General features: G+C 72.4%; 12 protein-coding genes. 8 read left to right on the top strand and 4 right to left on the bottom strand.

Annotated elements, in window-relative coordinates:
* Nucleotides 1-195: 195 nt before the first annotated feature.
* The gene (gene adhE, locus MQV74_RS06125) at nucleotides 196-2,889 is read right to left on the bottom strand and encodes a bifunctional acetaldehyde-CoA/alcohol dehydrogenase (protein WP_242715003.1); all 2,694 of its coding nucleotides are present in this window, start codon (nucleotides 2,887-2,889) and stop codon (nucleotides 196-198) included.
* 492 nt (nucleotides 2,890-3,381) lie between these two features.
* Between adhE and MQV74_RS06120 the strand changes: the two genes are divergently transcribed.
* Nucleotides 3,382-3,585, top strand: coding sequence for a hypothetical protein (locus tag MQV74_RS06120; protein WP_242715002.1), 204 nt, complete (start codon nucleotides 3,382-3,384; stop codon nucleotides 3,583-3,585).
* Nucleotides 3,578-4,975: an RNA polymerase sigma factor gene (locus tag MQV74_RS06115; RefSeq protein WP_242715001.1), complete on the top strand. Its 1,398-nt coding sequence runs from the start codon at nucleotides 3,578-3,580 to the stop codon at nucleotides 4,973-4,975. Before MQV74_RS06120 ends, MQV74_RS06115 begins: the two co-directional genes overlap by 8 nt.
* Nucleotides 4,976-5,392: 417 nt before the next feature.
* Here the strand turns inward: MQV74_RS06115 and ppdK are convergent, their stop codons facing one another.
* From ppdK to MQV74_RS06095, 3 genes are all read right to left on the bottom strand, one after another.
* Entirely contained in the window at nucleotides 5,393-8,077 is a 2,685-nt protein-coding gene (ppdK, locus tag MQV74_RS06105; RefSeq protein WP_242715000.1) for a pyruvate, phosphate dikinase, read from the bottom strand.
* A 508-nt stretch (nucleotides 8,078-8,585) separates the two neighbouring features.
* Nucleotides 8,586-9,173, bottom strand: coding sequence for an Rv1733c family protein (locus MQV74_RS06100; RefSeq protein WP_242728518.1), 588 nt, complete (start codon nucleotides 9,171-9,173; stop codon nucleotides 8,586-8,588).
* Nucleotides 9,174-9,232: 59 nt separating this feature from the next.
* On the bottom strand, nucleotides 9,233-10,129 hold the full coding sequence (locus MQV74_RS06095) for a universal stress protein (RefSeq protein ID WP_242714999.1): 897 nt from the start codon (nucleotides 10,127-10,129) through the stop codon (nucleotides 9,233-9,235).
* A 125-nt stretch (nucleotides 10,130-10,254) separates the two neighbouring features.
* On the opposite strand from MQV74_RS06095, the gene MQV74_RS06090 reads away from it, so the two are divergent.
* The 6 genes from MQV74_RS06090 (at nucleotide 10,255) to MQV74_RS06065 (ending at nucleotide 17,591) form a co-directional block, all read left to right on the top strand.
* Nucleotides 10,255-10,761 (top strand): hydrogenase maturation protease, encoded by a 507-nt coding sequence (locus MQV74_RS06090; RefSeq protein WP_242714998.1) that lies wholly within the window; start codon nucleotides 10,255-10,257, stop codon nucleotides 10,759-10,761.
* Complete coding sequence (gene hypF / locus MQV74_RS06085; RefSeq protein WP_242714997.1) at nucleotides 10,758-13,133, top strand: carbamoyltransferase HypF; 2,376 nt, start codon at nucleotides 10,758-10,760, stop codon at nucleotides 13,131-13,133. Before MQV74_RS06090 ends, hypF begins: the two co-directional genes overlap by 4 nt.
* A gap of 6 nt (nucleotides 13,134-13,139) precedes the next feature.
* Complete coding sequence (locus MQV74_RS06080; RefSeq protein WP_242714996.1) at nucleotides 13,140-13,397, top strand: HypC/HybG/HupF family hydrogenase formation chaperone; 258 nt, start codon at nucleotides 13,140-13,142, stop codon at nucleotides 13,395-13,397.
* A gap of 126 nt (nucleotides 13,398-13,523) precedes the next feature.
* Nucleotides 13,524-16,301 carry a bifunctional acetate--CoA ligase family protein/GNAT family N-acetyltransferase gene (locus tag MQV74_RS06075; protein ID WP_242714995.1) on the top strand — a complete coding sequence of 926 codons (2,778 nt, stop codon included), beginning with the start codon at nucleotides 13,524-13,526 and terminating at the stop codon, nucleotides 16,299-16,301.
* A 32-nt stretch (nucleotides 16,302-16,333) separates the two neighbouring features.
* Nucleotides 16,334-17,065, top strand: coding sequence for a CBS domain-containing protein (locus tag MQV74_RS06070; RefSeq protein WP_242714994.1), 732 nt, complete (start codon nucleotides 16,334-16,336; stop codon nucleotides 17,063-17,065).
* Between the two features lie 13 nt (nucleotides 17,066-17,078).
* Nucleotides 17,079-17,591, top strand: coding sequence for a flavodoxin domain-containing protein (locus MQV74_RS06065; RefSeq protein WP_242714993.1), 513 nt, complete (start codon nucleotides 17,079-17,081; stop codon nucleotides 17,589-17,591).
* Nucleotides 17,592-17,672 lie beyond the last annotated feature (81 nt).

Below are 17,672 nucleotides of genomic sequence, written 5' to 3'. Positions count from 1 at the left end.
CGGATCGCGGCGGCCCACCAGCAGCTCCCGCTGACGCATCGAGTCGTACCAGTAGGCCAACAAAGGAGGTATCTGTGCCATGGGGTCCCCCTGGGCGTGCACGTGCTCTCTTACATGTTCTGTTTCACCCGCCGTGCAGCCTGGGCACCAGAAAACTGCTGCGCCGTGCCAGCCGCAACCCTGTGGCCGGGTCCTTCATCGGCAGCGGGCCTCTCGCTGCGAGGTCGCAGGGGCGTACGCTCTGTCGGCCGTCCCGTAGTACGCCGCCCGCATGAGCCCCTGCATGTCGTCGAGCATCGGCATCCGCGGGTTCGCCGGCGCGCACTGGTCCTCGTAGGCGTTGAGGGCCTGTTGGGGCAGGGCGTCGAGGAAGGTGGTCTCGTCGACGCCGAGGGACTGGAAGGACGGCTCGATGCCGATGGCGTCGCGCAGTTGTTCCACGGCGTGGGCGAGGGACTCCACGCCCTTGTGCGGGGTGGTGGCGGGCAGGCCGAGGGTGCGGGCGATGTCCTGGAAGCGTTCGGGGGCGCGGTAGTGCTCGTACTTGGGCCAGCCGGTGAGCTTCGCGGGGACGGTGCCGTTGTAGCGGATGACGTGCGGCAGCAGCACAGCGTTGGTGCGGCCGTGCGCGATGTGGAAGGTGGCGCCCAGGGTGTGCGACATGGCGTGGACGATGCCGAGGAAGGCGTTGCCGAAGGCCATGCCCGCGATGGTGCCCGCGTTGTGCATCTTCTCCCGGGCCTCCGGCTGCCGGGCGCGGTCGTTCACCGCGGCCTCGATGTGGTCGAAGACCATCCGGATCGCGTGCAGGGCCAGGCCGTCGGTGAAGTCGTTGGCGTACACGGACACGTACGCCTCGATGGCGTGGGTGAGCGCGTCGAAGCCGCTGTCGGCGGCCAGGGCCGGTGGCAGGTCTGTGGTGAGCTGCGGGTCGACGATGGCCACGCTGGGGGTGAGCGCGTAGTCGGCCAGCGGGTACTTCTTGCCGGTGGCCGGGTCGGAGATGACCGCGAAGGGGGTGACTTCGGCGCCGGTACCGGACGTCGTGGGCACGCACACCAGCCGGGCCCGGGAACCGAGGACCGGGAAGCGGAAGGCGCGCTTGCGGATGTCGAAGAACTTGTGCCGCATGTCGGCGAAGTCGACGTCCGGTTGCTCGTAGAGCAGCCACATCACCTTGGCGGCGTCCATCGGGGAGCCGCCGCCGAGCGCGATGATGGTGTCTGGGCGGAAGTCCCGCATCAAGCGGGCGCCGCGCTGGACGGAGTCGATGCTCGGCTCGGGTTCGACGTTGTCGATGACCTGGACGGTGACGGTCTGCTGACGGCCGCGCAGGACGTGCCGGATCCGGTCGACGAACCCGAGCCGGGTCATGGTCGCGTCGGTGACGACGGTGACGCGGTGCACGTCCGGCATGTCGGCGAGGTAGCGGATGGCCTGCGGCTCGAAGTAGATCTTGGGCGGGACCTTGAACCACTGGAGGTTGTTGCGGCGCGTGGTCAGGCGCTTGACGTTCAGGAGCTGGGCGGCGGAGACGTTGTCGGACACCGACGTGCTTCCCCACGAGCCGCAGCCGAGGGTGAGAGAGGGCAGCAGGCTGTTGTAGACGCCGCCGATGGCGCCTTGCGAGGACGGGGCGTTGACGATGATCCGTACGGCCCGCAGGCGCCTGCCGTACGCCTCCGCGAGGTCCGGGTCCTCGGCGTGGATGACGGCGCTGTGGCCCTGGCCGTGGAAGGCGACCATGGCGGCGGCCAGGTCGAACCCTTGCTGCTCGGATCCGGCGCGCAGGACGGTGAGCACCGGGCAGAGCTTCTCGCGGGTCAGCGGTTCCGCCGGGCCGACCTGGTCGGCTTCCACCAGGAGCAGCGAGGTGCCGGCGGGCACGCTGAAGCCCGCCTGCTCGGCGATCCACACCGGGCTCTGGCCGACCACGGCGGGGTTGACCTTGGGCTCACACCCCGAGCCCGAGGCGCCCTCGGGGAACAGGAAGGCTTCGAGCTGCGTCTTCTCCTCGGCGGTGGCCAGATGGGCGTGCAGCGTGCGGAACTCGGCAAGGGCCGCGTCATAGATCGCGTCGTCCAGGATGACGGCCTGCTCGGAGGCGCAGATCATGCCGTTGTCGAACGTCTTGGACAGCACCAGGTCGTTGACGGCCCGGCGCAGTTTCGCGCTCTTGTGGACGTACGCGGGTACGTTGCCCGCTCCCACACCCAGGGCCGGCTTGCCCGCCGAGTAGGCGGCCTTGACCATGCCGTTGCCGCCGGTGGCCAGGATGAGCGCGACACCGGGGTGGCGCATCAGCGCGCCGGTCGTCTCGATGGAAGGGGACTCGATCCACTGGACGCAGTGCTCCGGCGCCCCCGCCGCGACGGCCGCGTCGCGGACGACCCGCGCGGCCTGTGCGCTGCACCGCTGGGCGGCGGGGTGGAAGGCGAAGACGATGGGATTGCGGGTCTTCAGGGCGAGGAGCGCCTTGAAGATCGTGGTGGAGGTGGGGTTGGTGACGGGGGTGATCGCACACACCACACCGACCGGTTCCGCGATCTCGACCATGCCTTCGGTGTCGTCACGGGCGATGACACCGACCGTCTTCATCGGGCCCATGCTGTGCGTGACATGTTCGCAGGCGAACATGTTCTTGACGGCCTTGTCCTCGAAAACCCCCCGCCCGGTCTCGTCGACCGCGAGGCGCGCCAGCGCGGTGTGCTGGTCCAGGGCGGCGACGGAGGCCTTGTTCACGATGTGGTCGACCTGCTCCTGGGTGAGGTCCTCGTACGCGGCGAGGGCGGTGAGCCCGGCCGATACCAGCCGGTCGACGGCGACGCCGATGTCCGACGGCGCGTCCACAGTGGAAGTGGTCCGGGGAGGGGCGTCGTGGTGGGCCATGAGGGTGTGCCTCCATCGTCGGGAGCCGGGGGCGGGCGGCCAGGAAGGGGACCCGGCCGGATCCCAGGTCTCCTTACACCAGCAGCTTCGCGCGGAACGGACAGGCAGCCGAGGCCCCCTCGGGCTACTCGTGTGGGACTGACGGTCCCAGATCGACGGGGCCGGTCGGCCCCTGTGCCGTGACCAGGACCAATGGCGTGCTTGTGACTCGCGGGACGGGAGGGAACGGCGTGCTCGGTGGTCGTGAAACTCGTGCAGGCAATCGGGTAGCACCACCGGCTCCGAAGTCCTGGTACAGGTACGACACATACCGCAGACCCTGGAGGCGCTATTCGGGTTTAGGGGGCGCCGTATCGGTCTGTGGCTCGGTGGGCGGAAAGAGCCTTGGGTGGAGTGTCATCAAAACGGGAGGCTCGCGGCCCATCAGTAAGAACGGCCGCCGCCCGGGCACCGGAGCGCTCAACGGCCGCACACTGAAGAGGAGGACAGGCCGTGGAGGTCTTTGGCATCGTGGCGCTGGTGTTCCTGCTGGTGGTCCCAAGCCTGAAGAAACTGCTGAACAGCGTGGCGTACCGGATTCGGGCACAGGGTAAGGCCGAGATCATCCGTGCTGAGCACAGCGGCCTGAGCCCGAGGCCGGTGCCATCGGGCGGGCGGGAGCAGGCGAAGCGAGTGAAGGGACAGGCCCGTGGCTGAGCCGGAGGCGGTGACCGCCGAGACGCTGGGCCGGGTCTTTGCCCAGTACCAGGGTGAGATGACGAGCAAGGCTCGCCGACTGCTTGCCGATGCCGGAGTGCCGGAGTCGGCGGCGGATGCCGACGACATCGTCAGCAGCGCACTCGTCACGGCGCTGAAGGACCCAGGGGCCGTGCGACGGCCACGCGCGTACCTGTACAAGCTGATCCGTACCGAAGTCGTACACATCGCGGCTCGGCTGGGGGAGCACCGCCGTCTTGACGAGCGGCGGGCCGCCGACCCGCTGTGCTGCCCGGCCCCAGCTGTCGCCGACTTCAGTGCGCTGGTGGACAACCGGGACGCGGTGCACCGGGCGATGCAGGCGCTGACCACGCCGCAACGCACCGCCGTGTGGGCAACCCACGCGCTGGACTACACCCGGGACGAGACAGCCGTTCTGATCGGCAAGCATCCCGGCACCGTGGCCCGGCACTGCTCCCGCGCCATACTCCTGCTGCGCACCGCGCTTGTCGCCGCGGTCGCGGGGGTCTCATTCCTTTGGCTCGCGGTCGGCGGCGGGCTGCGGCTCGCGATGCCCGCCGACAGTTGGAACCGTGATCCGATCCTGTCACCGGAAGGCTGGCGGACCGTAGCGTGGCTGATCCCCGCGAGCACTACTGCCCTCGTGTGCTGCTCAGTCTGGGTCCTGTGGCGGCTCGAGCCGCAGCTTGTCGAAGCCGCCCGTGCTTGGTTGACGCTCAGTAGGCGGGGCCGGGTGCTGCGGCGGTTCCTGCCGGATCCTGCTGCGCGCGAAGCAGCCTCCCCGATGAGGGCCATGCTGTGCTCCAGTTGCCACCGGCGAATGGGTGAGGATGGACTGACCAAGGCCGAGTGGAACAGCCTGATGCACCGGGTGGTGGACTTCGCGCCCCGGGGCAGGGGCAGGCTGATGTCGTGTCAGCTGTGCGGCCGCCTGGACTCCATGGACGGACCGGTCGCAACCGTCAGCCTGCCCAGGATGAAGCTGCTCAACGTGTACAAGATGCGGTGTGACACCTGCCAGAGCATGTCCTCCCATCGCGAGCTGGCAATCGGAGAGTACGACGCGTTGCGTGATCCGCCGAAGGGGCCATGGTTCGCGTGTATGACGGTGGGCTGCGATACGGTCCGCCCACGGCGCCGTCGCCGCTTGGGCCGCCACTGGAGAACCACGCTCGTCACCTCCGGCGCACAGAAGACAGCTGAGCCCACGTCCGCCACGAGCGAAGGTGCGCAGCCATTAGGCACACGCAAGAGCAGGAACCTGGCACCAGCCATAGAGGTGACGAGTGCTCTCCCCCTTCATCGGCAGATCGATGCGACCCCAGCGGCGCTGGAGTCGAGGGCGGCCCGTGCCGACAGCCCCAGCTAGCAGCAGGTCGGCGACGGCTTCGGGGAGACGGGCGAGGCCGTGCTCACCGGGCCGGACGGCCCGCTGTAGGAGACGACAGTGGCAGCGGAATGGCGGGGTAGAGGGACGCGTTGAGGAGGCGGAGCGGAGGTCGCCAAGGGTCTGCCAGTCCCAGTAGCGAGCAATTGCATGGGGTTATCCGCTATCAGCACGAGCGCATTGGCGACCCTACCCATGGCGACGTCAAGAAGCCCGGGCGAATCCCGACTGGCGGTGGCCGTCGCATACACGGCGTCGGCACCGATGCCGTCCGCGTCTCAAAACGCACCAGCCCGGGTACCGGCAAGGTCGGATACACGTACCTGCCCCTCGGCGCTCGACGACCACTTTCGCCTGGCATACATCGCGCCAGCTCCCTTCCTGCCCTCACAATCTCCGTCACCTGGTGTCACTCGTGTCCGTACCGGCGAGAGCCGCCCGGCCCGCCTCGAGGCGGGCCACCGGCACGCGGAACGGGGAGCAGGAGACGTAGTCGAGGCCCGCCGCGTGGAAGAAGCCGATCGACGCCGGGTCGCCGCCGTGCTCGCCGCAGACCCCGATCTTCAGCCCGGCCCTGGCGGCCCGGCCCTCGGCGACGGCGATCTCGACCAGCCGGCCGACGCCCTCCCGGTCGATCGTCTCGAACGGGGACACCTTGAAGATGCCCTTGTCGAGGTAGGCGGAGAAGAAGGCCGCCTCGACGTCATCGCGAGAGAAGCCCCAGGTGGTCTGGGTGAGGTCGTTCGTGCCGAAGGAGAAGAACTCCGCCTCGCGCGCGATGTGCCTCGCGGTGAGCGCGGCCCTCGGCAGCTCGATCATCGTGCCGACCGGGCACGTGACCGGGACGCCCGCGGCCGCCGAGACCTCGGCGAGCACCTGCTCCACCTCCTCGCGCACGAGACGCAGCTCCTCGACCGTGTCGATGAGCGGGACCATGATCTCGGCGCGCGGGTCCCCGCCCGCCCGCTTGCGCTCCACCACGGCTTCGGCGATGGCCCGCACCTGCATGGCGACGAGGCCCGGCGCCACCAGGCCCAGGCGTACGCCGCGCAGGCCGAGCATGGGGTTCTCCTCGTGCATGCGGTTCACGGCGTCGAGCAGCTCGGCGTCGTGCTCGCTCGTCCCGTCGCCGTGTGCCTCGGCGGCGGCGATGCGGACGGCGAGTTCGGTGCGGTCGGGCAGGAACTCGTGCAGCGGCGGGTCGAGGAGACGGATGGTGACGGGCAGGCCGTCCATGGCCTCCAGAATCCCGACGAAGTCCTGCCGCTGGAGGGGCAGCAGGGCCTCCAGCGCCCGCTCGCGGTCCTCGTCGGTGCGGGCCAGAATCATGGCCTCGACCAGTTGCCGCCGGTCGCCGAGGAACATGTGCTCGGTGCGGCACAGGCCGATGCCCTGCGCGCCGAAGCGGCGGGCCCGCGCGGCGTCCTCCGGTGTGTCGGCGTTCGCCCGTACCTCCATGCGCCGGACGGTGTCGGCCCGGCCCATGGCGCGGGCCACCGCGTCGACCAGCCCGGCGGAGCTCTCGCCCGTCTCGAAGTACCGCATGACCACGGAGTCGACCAGCGGGACCGCCCCGGCGTGGACGGCCCCGGTGGAGCCGTCGACGGAGATGACGGTGCCCTCCTCGACGGTGACGCCGCGCGCGGTGAAGCGGCGCTTGCTCAGGTCCACGTCGAGCTGCTCGGCGCCGCACACGCAGACCTTGCCCATGCCGCGGGCGACGACGGCCGCGTGGCTGGTCTTGCCGCCGCGGCTGGTGACGACGGCCTGGGCCGCGACCATGCCCGGCAGGTCGTCCGGGGTGGTCTCCTGCCGCACCAGGACGACGGCCTCTCCGGTGGCGGCGCGGCGCACCGCCTCGGCGCAGTCGAAGACCGCTGTGCCCACGGCGGCGCCGGGCGACGCCGGAAGGCCGTGCGCGAGCGCCTCACCGACGGCCGTGGCGTCGAACCGCGGGAACATCAGCCGGGCCAGGCCCTCGCCGCCGACGCGGGCCAGTGCCTCGTCGGGGGTGATCAGGCCCTCGTCGGCCAGTTCGGCGGCAATGGCGAAAGCGGCCTCGGCGGTGCGTTTGCCGACCCGCGTCTGCAGCATCCACAGCGTGCCGCGTTCGATGGTGAACTCGATGTCGCACAGGTCCCGGTAGTGGGTTTCGAGGGTCTCCAAGTGCTCGCGCAGCCGCGCGTACGACGACGGGGCCAGTCGCTGGAGCTCGGTCAGGGGCACGGTGTTGCGGATGCCCGCGACGACGTCCTCACCCTGGGCGTTGGACAGATAGTCCCCGTACGGGCCGGGGCGGCCGGTCGCCGGGTCGCGGGTGAAGGCGACGCCGCTGCCGGAGTCGGGGCCGAGGTTGCCGAAGACCATGCGCTGGACGTTGATCGCGGTGCCCAGGTCGTCGGCGATGTGTTCGCGGCGGCGGTAGAGGCGGGCCCGCTCGCTGTTCCAGGACGCGAAGACGGCGCGGATCGACCGGCGCAGCTGCTCGGCGGGGTCCTGCGGGAAGGGTTCGCCGACGCCCTCACGGATCAGGACCTTGTAGGTCTCGACGAGCCGGGCGAGGTCGGCGGCGTCCAGGTGCAGGTCGTCGGGGACGCCCCGCGACTCCTTCAGGCGGGAGAGGGCGCCTTCGAACAGGGCCGGGTCGACGCCCATCACCGTGCTGCCGAACATCTGGATGAGGCGGCGGTAGGAGTCGTAGGCGAAGCGGTCGCTCCCCGACACCTTGGCCAGGCCCCGCACGGAGTCGTCGGTGAGCCCGATGTCGAGGACGGTCTCCATCATGCCGGGCATGGAGAACCGTGCCCCGGAGCGCACGGAGAGCAGCAGCGGGTCGTCCGCCTGCCCGAGCCGCCGCCCGGCCGCCCGCTCCAGGCCGGCCAGGTGCGCGGCGATCTCTGCGGCCAGGCCGTCGGGCTCGGCTCCGGTGGTGAGGTAGGCCCGGCAGGCCTCGGTGGTGAGGGTGAAGCCGGGCGGTACGGGAAGGCCGAGCCGGGTCATCTCGGCCAGGTTGGCGCCCTTGCCGCCGAGCAGGTCGGCCATGTCGCGGCGGCCCTCGGTGAACGCGTACACGTACTGGACCATGGCGGTGTGCTTCCTTCCTCCGGGGGCGGGGGAGTGGCGCTGACGGGCGGTCGGCCCTCGCGCGGCCGATCGGTCGTACCAGCGTTGAGCACGCGGTCGGCGCCGGGACAGGTGCTGGAAGTCCTTGACGCCGGTCCACCAGGCCCACCGGGAGGGGACGACAGGCCGTGACACGAACGGCCTCCTTCGCGCGGATCCCCCGTGTCGCGATCCGGCGCGGAACCCTGGACGGCGCGTGGAGTGCCTCTCTGCCGGTCGTCGTGGCCGCCTGGCCGCCGCGGTACGCCGACGCTGACCGGGGCGTCATCGAGACCACGGAGGCAGAGTGGCGAAGGTGGCCGTCGGGCCGCACAGAACCTCGAAGCGGCAGTGAGAGGCGTATGAGAAGTAGCTGGGGCCCGCAGGCGGCCGCGGGCCCCAGCTCATGTGTGGGGGTTCGGGAGGGGCAGGGGCGAGGTGGAAGCCACTCTGCCAAGAGGCCGGATGCTCCGTGGCGCCGAGCCTGCCGTCAACCGGCGGTACGACCCCACTGAGGGCCGAGCTGATCCCACTCCTGGCCCCACCGTTCGGTGGCCCGCCGCTCGACGCGCAGCCGCACCGCGCGCCCGCCCGCGAGGAACACCAGGCAGGTGACCGAAGAGGCTCCGGCGCCAGTCATCACCGCACGCGTGGCGCCCTCGGCGCGGCTCATGGGGGAGGACACCAGGCGGTCGTGCCGGTCGGCCCACAGGGTCAGCGCGGTGCCCTTCTCGGTGCCGGGCCGCACGGACGTCCTGCCCCGGTGGAGGGCGCCGTCGCCGTCGGCCCAGCGCACCGCGGCCCGCACGCGGTCGAACTCTGCGCCGGTGTCCCCGTCACGCGCACCGGACGGCGCGGTCTCCGACAGGACGGCCTGAACCGGGTGCCGTTCCGCCCGCTGGCGCTCGACGGCGCCCTCCATGGCGTGCGCGCCGACGACGCCCGCCGCGGTGCCCCCGACCAGCCCGGCCACCCAGGCGAGCAGGAAGATCCAAGCCTCCACCACGTCACTGCGGCGGCGCAGCGGGTTGCTCTGCCACCGCCAGCCCGGGCTCCTCGCCCGCCGGAACTTCCGCATCGTCACACCACCCCACGGTGACGTCTTCAGCGGGCACCGTCAAAGAGGTGCCACACCCCTCATTCGTGCGCGACGACGGTGACGGGGCAGCGCGCCTGATGGATGGCCATGTGCGTGACATGGCCCGTACGGCTTCCCAGCCCACCGTGCCGCACCTCGCGGCCCAGGACGAGCAGGCCCGCGTACCGCGCGGCACGTGACACCGCGGGAACCGGGCGGCCGTGCTCAGCCGTCGCGTGGACAGCGACCTGGGGGTACTTGTCCTTCCACGGTTCGAGCACGGACTCCAGCACCCACTCGGCATCCCGCTGCGTCGGCACGTGCCCCTGTGCGTCCGTGTCGGCGCGCGTGTTCGGCAGCCGCCAGGCGTGCACGACGTGCAGCGGCGCGGCACGGTGGCGGGCCGCCTCGAAGGCGAAGGCGAGCAGGGAGTCGCAGGCGTGGCGCAGGTCGAGAGCGACCACCACCGGACGGTACGGGGTCCTGGCCGAGGCCTCGTGGTCGCCGTTGGGCACGTGCTCGTCCACGGCGTCGAACCCGGCGCGTACGAGCACGACGGGAGTGCGCGCGTGAGCCACCACCGCCATGGCCACGGATCCGGCGAGGAGCCCGCCGAGGCCCCCGAAGCCCTGGTTGCCGAGCACCAGCAGCTCCGCGCCCTCGGCCTCGGCGAGCAGCGCCGGGACGGGCGGCCTGCCGATCTGCTCGGCGGTCACAGGGACCTGCGGGTAGTTCTCGTCGAGGCGGTCGACGGTGTAGCGCAGGATCCGCCGCGCCCAGTACCGAGGGGCCGCCAACTCGGGCAGGCTCACCGGTTCCTCGTTCCCCGGCAGCCCCTCCCAGGCGTGCACCACGCGCAGCGGAAGTCCGCGGCGCAACGCTTCCCTGGCCGCCCAGTCCGCGGCGGCGACACTCTCACGTGAGCCGTCCAGGCCCACCACGATCGGCCGGAGCATCGACCTCACCTCCCTGTGCCGCCAGCGTCGCGCGGCGCGGACAGTGGGAACACGGGCGCACCGGCCTCCGGAAGGGACCGTTCGGCCCCTGCTTGCCACCAGGCGCGGACGCCGACCGTGGAGTCATGAAGGAACGGACACGCATCGCCGTGGTGGGCGTCGGCAACGAGTACCGGCACGACGACGGGCTGGGCCCGGCGGTCGTCGCACGGATCAGGAAACGGACCACGGTCCGGCCGCTGCCGCCCGGGACGACGCTCGACACCAGTGACGGTGAACCCGGTCGGCTCATCACGCTGTGGGAGGGCGCCGACCTCGCGGTGATCCTCGACGCCGCGCACGCGCACCCTGGCACCCCCGGCCGCGTCCACCGCATCGAACTGGACGCCGGACGACTCGCACGGCCCGCGGCGGGCAGCTCCCACGGGCTCGGGCTCGGCGAGGCCGTCGAACTCGCCCGCGTGCTCGGCCGGTTGCCTGGCCGCCTCGTCGTGTTCGCGGTCGAGGGCACCGACCACTCGCTGGGCCCCGGCCTGTCGCCCGCGGTCGCGGCCGCCGTGGGGCCGCTCGCCGAGTCCGTCGAGCGAGAGATCGTACGACACCGGGACGCGGCCGCACGGGGCGAGCCGTGACACATGTGACGCGCGGCTTCGTGGTCCACGGCACCGTACAGGGCGTGGGCTTCAGGCCGTTCGCGCACCGGCTCGCCGGTGAGCTCCGGCTGACCGGCTGGGTCGCGAACGTGGACGGCCACGTCGAGGGCGCCGTGGCGGGACCGGCGGATGCCGTTGTGGAGTTCGGGCGCAGGCTGCGCGCGGACGCGCCCGTGCTCGCGCGCGTACGCGAGGTCATCTGGACGCCGTTGGACGCGCTGCGTACCCCGGGATCCGGAGGGAGCGGCGACGCGACGGCGTCCCAGGCCTTCGCGGTACGCCGCAGCAGCCCCGCCTCGCGCACGCCACCCGCGCCGCGCGAAGTCCCGCCGGACGCGGCGATCTGCGCCGCCTGTCTGCGCGAGCTGTTCGCCCCTGAGGACCGCCGCTACCGGTACCCGTTCGTCAACTGCACCGACTGCGGGCCTCGGGCGACCATCATCGAGGACCTGCCGTACGACAGGATCCGCACCACCATGCGCCGGTTCCCGATGTGCGCCGACTGCGCCGCGGAGTACGCCGATCCCCGTGACCGGCGCTTCCATGCCGAGCCCGTGGCCTGCCCCGCGTGTGGGCCGACGCTCGCCTGGGACGACCTGCGTGGCGAGCGGGCGCTGAAGGCGGCCGTGGGCGTCGTCGCCGGGGGCGGGATCGTCGCCGTGAAGGGGCTGGGCGGCTATCAGCTGGTGTGCGACGCGACGGACCCGGCCGCGGTGGCCGAGCTGCGGCGGCGCAAGCGCAGACCAGTAAAGCCGTTCGCCGTGATGGTGCGCGACCTGTGCACGGCCGGTCGGCTGGCCCGTGTGAACAGCACGGAGCTGGCGCTGCTGACCTCGCCCGCGCGCCCCGTGGTCCTGCTGAGCCCTCGCCGCGTTCGTCGTGGGGGAGCACTGGCTGCCGTGACCTGCGCCTCCGGTCGGGACACGTCGGGACCGGGCCCTTCGTTCGGCACCAGCTGTCTGGGCCTGTTCCTGCCCACCACGGGACTGCACCACCTCCTGGCCCGAGAACTGGACCGGCCGCTCGTCGTCACCAGCGGCAACCTCTCCGACGAACCCATCGCCATCGACGACACCGCCGCCCGGAACGCCCTCGCCGGCGTGGCCGACGGCTTCCTCACCCACGACCGGCCGATCCGCGCCCGCTACGACGACTCGGTCCTCCTCGCCGCCGGACGGCTTCAGCTCACCGTGCGCCGCGCCCGCGGCCTGGCTCCCGTGCCGCTTCCCCTCGCCCCCGAAGCACCCGTGCCCCTGGTGGGTGCCGGTGCCCAGCTCAAGCACACCCTGACGCTCGCCGAGGCGAGCCGCGCCCATCTCGGCCCGCACCACGGTGACTTGGCGGACGCGGCCACGTACGAGGCCTTCGAGGGCGGGTATGTCGACCTGTGCCGTCTCACCGGCATCACCCCGCGTGCCGTGGCGCACGACCCGCACCCGGGCTACCTCTCCACCCAGTGGGCGCTGGCCCAGCCCCTGCGACCCGTGCCCGTGCAGCACCATCACGCGCACGTCGCCGCGTGCGCCGCCGAGCACGGGCTGCGCGGACCGTTCCTCGGCGTCGCCTACGACGGGCTCGGCCTGGGCGACGACGGGACGCTGTGGGGCGGGGAGGTGCTGGTCGCGGACCTGCGGAGCTACCGGCGCGTGGCACGGTTCGCCACGGCGCCGCTGCCCGGCGGCGACGCGGCCGTGCGCCACCCCTGCCGCATGGCCCTCGGCCACCTCTTCGGCGCCGAACCGCTCGGCACGCCTTCCCGCCCGGAAGCCGCGCGCGCGTTCCTGGGCCGGATCGACCCCCGTCAGACCGAGGTGGTGCGCGCCATGGTCGAGCGCGGTGTCAACTGCCCCCGTGCCTCCAGCGCCGGACGGCTCTTCGACACCGCGGCCGCCCTCCTCGGGCTCGTCGACACCAACAGCTACGAAGGCGAGGCGGCCGCCGCCCTGGAAGCGGCGGCCGGGCGGACGCGCGCGGCACCGCTGCGCCACCACGTCGTACGCGTCGGGGACTTGTGGGTGTACGACAGCGCGGCGACGCTCGCGGACCTCCTGGAGCGGCAGGCGAGCGGCGAACCCGTCCCCCGTCTCGCCGCGGCCTTCCACCACGCCCTCGCGGCCGCCACCGCCGAACTGGTGGCCCGTGCCGTCGAAGAGGGGGCACCGCGCAGGGTGTGCCTGAGTGGCGGTTGCTTCGTCAACGTACTGCTGCTCACGCAGGTGCGCAGACACCTGCGTGCCCTGGGGCTGCGGGTGCTGGTGGGCCGTGAGGTACCCGTGGGGGACGGCGGCATCAGCTACGGCCAGGCGGCCGTCGCCGCGGCCCGCCTCGCCGACGAACACAAGAAGGGGTGAGCGGCGGTGTGCCTGGGGATTCCCGGTCGCGTGCTCGACGTGTACGACGGAGCAGGGCTGCGCATGGCGACCGTCGACTTCGGCGGCGTACGGCGTGAGGCGTGCCTGAGCTACACGCCGGACGCCGCCGTCGGCACCTACGTGATCGTGCACGTCGGCTTCGCGATCGCCGAAGTGGACGAGGCGGAGGCCCACCGCACGCTGGCGGTGCTGCGATCCATGGCCGAAGCGGTCGAGGGCGAGCTCGGCGAGCCACTGCCCTGAGGGCCGTTCGGCCCGCCCGCGGGCGACGCCCGGCCCCGCCTCCTGCCCGCCCGGCCACTGCGCCGCACGCCCGCGGGGCCGGACGCTGAAGACGTCAACCGACCGAACAGAAGCGCGAGGTAGGTCATGACCGGCACCGCTCCCAGCTCTCCCGCTCCGCGCGCCACGGCCGGCGAATCCACGCACGCCCTGCTGGCCGACGGCACCACCATCCGCCTCCGGTGCGCGACGCCGGACGACCACGACGCGGTGCTGCGCCTGTACGAGGCGATGTCACCGGAGTACCTGCGGTTCAGGTTCTTCGTGGCCAGCCGGCGCTCGGCCGCGCAGGCCGCGGCCCGCGTGCGCAGGAGTAGCGCGCCCCGCGACTCGACGCCCGCGGGAGCCGAACGCAGCTGCTACCGCGCGCTCCTCGCCGAGCACGAGGACCGCCTGATCGGGATCACCGAGTACGAGGTCGCCGGGGCGGACCTCTCGATTCCGGGGCAGGTCACCGCCGAGATCGCGCTGGCCGTCGCGGACGACTGGCACCACCGGGGCGTGGGCACCCTCCTGCTGGAACACCTGGTGTCCGCGGCCCGTGCCGACGGCGTCACCGCGTTCACCGCGGACGCGCTCGCCGACAACCACGAAGTGCTGAAGGTGTTCGCCGACCTCGGCCTGAGCACCGCGCGCCACTTCGCGGGCAACGAGGTGCGGTGCGTCGTCCAACTCGAGCAGACCGACGCCTATCTGACCTCCGTGGAGGCCCGTGGCCGCACCGCCGACGTGGCGAGCCTGCGGTCCCTGCTGCGCCCGGAGTCGGTCGTGATCGTCGGCGCGGGCAGCAAGCCGGGTTCGGTGGGCCGGGCCGTGCTGCGCAATCTGCGCACCGGCGGCTTCCAGGGTCGTGTGTACGCCGTGAACCCACGCGCGGTCATGGTTCTGGGCGTCCACGCCTACCCCAGTGTGGGCTCCCTGCCCCAGGTGCCGGACCTCGCCGTGCTCGCCGTGCCCGCGGAACGCGTCCCGGACGTCGCCGAGGAGTGCGGCAAGTTCGGCGTACGCGCCCTGCTCACCGTCTCCTCCGGCCTGGACGCCGCCCAGGCGAGGGCCCTGCTGGACGCCTGCCGCACCCACGGCATGCGCCTGGTCGGCCCCAACTGCCTCGGCCTGGCCAACACCGAGGCGGACATCAGCATGGACGCCACCTTCGCCGCCGCCCACCCCGCCCCCGGCACCGCGGGCGTGGCCGTGCAGTCCGGCGGCGTGGGCATCGCACTGCTCGGCGGCCTGGCCCGGCTCGGCGTCGGCGTGTCCAGCTTCGTCTCGCTCGGCGACAAGTACGACGTGAGCGGCAATGACCTGTTGCAGTGGTGGGAGTGCGACGGAACCACCGACCTGGCGCTGCTGCACCTGGAGTCCTTCGGCAATCCGCGGGCCTTCTCCCGCACGGCCCGTCGCGTGACCCGGCAGATGCCCATCCTGACGGTCGACGCCGGGCGGACCGAGGCGGGCCGCGCCGCCGCCGCGTCCCACACCGCGGCGGCCGCCACCGGGACCATGACCCGCCGGGCGCTGTTCGCCCAGGCGGGGGTCACGGCGACGGACTCGGTTTCCGAACTGCTGGAAGCAGCGGCCCTGCTGCACTCCCAGCCGCTGCCGTCGGGGCCTCGTGTAGCGGTGGTCACGAACGCGGGCGGTGCCGGAGTGCTGGCCGCCGACGCGTGTGCCGAGGCCGGTCTCAGTCTGCCGCCGCTCGACCCGTGTCTCATTGACGACGTGCTCGGTGTGCTTCCCGCCGGGGCCGCCGCCACCAACCCCGTCGACGTCACCGCCGCCGTCAGTGAAGAGCAACTGCGTGCCTGCGTCGACCGCGTCGCGGCGAGCGGGTGCGTCGACGCGGTCCTGGTGGCGCTCGTGCCCACCGCGGTCGCCGCGGCGACCGGCGACGTTCTGGTCCGGTCCCTCACCCACGCCCCGGACCGGTGTCGTGACAAGACGGTCGCCGCGGTGCTCATCGACCAGGAGCAGCCGGTACGGCTGCTGCCCGACGCCACCGGCACCGTGCCCGCGTACGCCGAGCCGCAGGCGGCCGCCCGCGCCCTGGCCCACGCGGTCGAACGCGGCCGGTGGCTCGCCCGGCCGCCCGGCACCACCCCCGCGCTCGCCGGCGTGGACGCGCCCCGCGCCCGCGCGGCGGTCGACGCCTACCTCGACCGGCATCCCGAGGGCGGCTGGCTCGGCCCGGACGAATGCGCCGAACTCCTGGACTGCTACGGCATCCCCCAACTGCCCTGGGCCTGGGCCGAGACCGAGGACGACGCGGTACTCGCCGCCGAACGCCTCAAGGGCCCGGACGGACTCGTCGTCCTCAAGGCCCACTGGCCGGGCCTGCTGCACAAGGCGGAGCAGCGCGCCCTCCATCTCGACCTGCGTGGCGACTCCCAGGTCCGCGCCGCCTTCCGGGACCTGGAGACCCGCTTCGGGCACCTGATGACCGGCGTCGTCGTCCAGCCGCTCGCCGCACGCGGCACCGAACTGTTCGCGGGCGTCGTCCAGGACGAGATCTTCGGCCCCCTGGTCCTCTTCGGCCTGGGCGGCACCGCCACCGAGGTACTCGCCGACCACGCGGCCCGACTCGCGCCCCTCACCGACCACGACGCGCACGACCTGATCACCGCGCCGCGCTGCGCGCCGCTGCTCTTCGGCCGCGGCGGTGGCGGGCCGGTCGACCTCGAAGGCCTGGAGCAACTGCTGCTGCGGCTCTCACGGCTCGCCGAGGACCTGCCGCAGCTCGCCGAGGCCGACCTCAACCCGGTCCTGGCCCGGCCCGAACGGATCACCCCACTGGACGTACGGATCCGGCTCCTGCCGCGCTACTCCCACGACCCCTACCTGCGACAACTGCGACAACTCCGCTGAGTCCGAGCGGGACGCCAAGGAGGCGAACGTACATGAAGCACAGCAAAGTCGGCTCGGTCATGACGAGCGACGTCGTCACCGCGACGTACGACACACCGTTCAAGGAGGTGGCCCGGCTCCTGGACGACCACCGCATCAGCGGCCTGCCGGTGGTCGACGCGGACGAATACGTCGTCGGAGTGCTCTCCGAGACCGACCTCATGATGCGGCAGGCGGAGGCCGAGGACCCGTACGAGCCCGCCCGTACGATCCACTGGCGCAAGCTGCTGCCGGGCGCGCGCGGGCGCGAGGCCAAGGCCCGCGCCCGCACCGCGGGAGAGCTGATGTCGCAGCCGGCCCTGACGGTGTACGCGGACGACACCATCGCCGAGGCCGCCCGCACCATGGCCAGGCACCGCGTCGAACGACTCCCGGTCGTCGACGACGAGGACCGGCTCGTCGGCATCGTCACCCGCCGCGACCTGCTCCAGGTCTTCCTGCGGCCCGACGACGAGATCCGCCGCGAGGTCGTTGAGCAGGTCATGGTGGACACGCTGTGGCTGGCTCCGCAGACCGTAGAGGTGGAAGTCCTCGACGGCGTGGTGACCCTGCGCGGACAGCTGGAGCGGCGCAGCGAGGTACCCGTGGCCGTGCGCATGACCCAGCAGATCGACGGCGTCGTGGTAGTCGTCCACAAGCTCACCTACCGCTTCGACGACTCCCATCTGCGGCCCAGCGACGAGGCGCTCAAGGGCGTGGCCGACGACTGGCTGCGCAAACTGTGAGGGAGGTACGGCAATGGCACCCGTGGTCCTCGTCGCGTACGGATCGACGTACGGTTCGACCGCCGAACTGGCCCGGACGGTCGGCGACACCCTCCGCAAGGCCGGCCTGCTCGTCGAGGTGCGGTCGGCAGGTCTCGTACGGGACCTGACGCCGTACGCGGCGGTGGTCCTCGGCGGCGCGCTGTACGCCGGGCGGTGGCAGCGCGACGCCCGCCGCTTCGCGCGCCGCCACCGCGCGGCTCTGGCCCGGCTCCCGCTGTGGCTGTTCAGCAGCGGACCGCTGGACTCCTCGGCCGCGCAGCGGACCCTTCCGCCCCCGCCCTCGGTGCGACGCCAGGCCCACCGCCTCGGCGCCCGTGGACACATCACGTTCGGCGGACGGCTCGATGAGCGGGCCGACGGCTGGCTCGCGCACAGGATCGTCGCATCAGGGAAGGGCGGAGACTTCCGGGACTTCGTGGCGGTCTCGGCCTGGGCGGAGGGCGTCGCGCGGGAGCTCCGGACACTGACGGCTCCGCAGGCGTGAGCGGCATCCGGGCCGGGCCCACCCGGGCCCGGGGCCGAAGCCCACCGGCCACCGCCCGGGCCCGCACAGCCCCTGTCCTAC

This window comes from Streptomyces sp. AN091965, from assembly GCF_022698285.1.
In the GTDB taxonomy this organism is placed as follows: domain Bacteria; phylum Actinomycetota; class Actinomycetes; order Streptomycetales; family Streptomycetaceae; genus Streptomyces.
Note: the sequence above shows the minus strand (reverse complement) of the source record. Positions and strands in the feature narration are given on the sequence as shown.

Excerpts from the sequence above, each read along its gene's own strand:
- adhE (WP_242715003.1), bottom strand. The coding sequence starts at position 2,889 with ATGGCCCACCACGACGCCCCTCCCCGGACCACTTCCACTGTGGACGCG.
- ppdK (WP_242715000.1), bottom strand. The coding sequence starts at position 8,077 with ATGGTCCAGTACGTGTACGCGTTCACCGAGGGCCGCCGCGACATGGCC.
- MQV74_RS06100 (WP_242728518.1), bottom strand. The coding sequence starts at position 9,173 with ATGCGGAAGTTCCGGCGGGCGAGGAGCCCGGGCTGGCGGTGGCAGAGC.
- MQV74_RS06095 (WP_242714999.1), bottom strand. The coding sequence starts at position 10,129 with ATGCTCCGGCCGATCGTGGTGGGCCTGGACGGCTCACGTGAGAGTGTC.
- MQV74_RS06090 (WP_242714998.1), top strand. The coding sequence starts at position 10,255 with ATGAAGGAACGGACACGCATCGCCGTGGTGGGCGTCGGCAACGAGTAC.
- MQV74_RS06075 (WP_242714995.1), top strand. The coding sequence starts at position 13,524 with ATGACCGGCACCGCTCCCAGCTCTCCCGCTCCGCGCGCCACGGCCGGC.
- MQV74_RS06070 (WP_242714994.1), top strand. The coding sequence starts at position 16,334 with ATGAAGCACAGCAAAGTCGGCTCGGTCATGACGAGCGACGTCGTCACC.
- MQV74_RS06065 (WP_242714993.1), top strand. The coding sequence starts at position 17,079 with ATGGCACCCGTGGTCCTCGTCGCGTACGGATCGACGTACGGTTCGACC.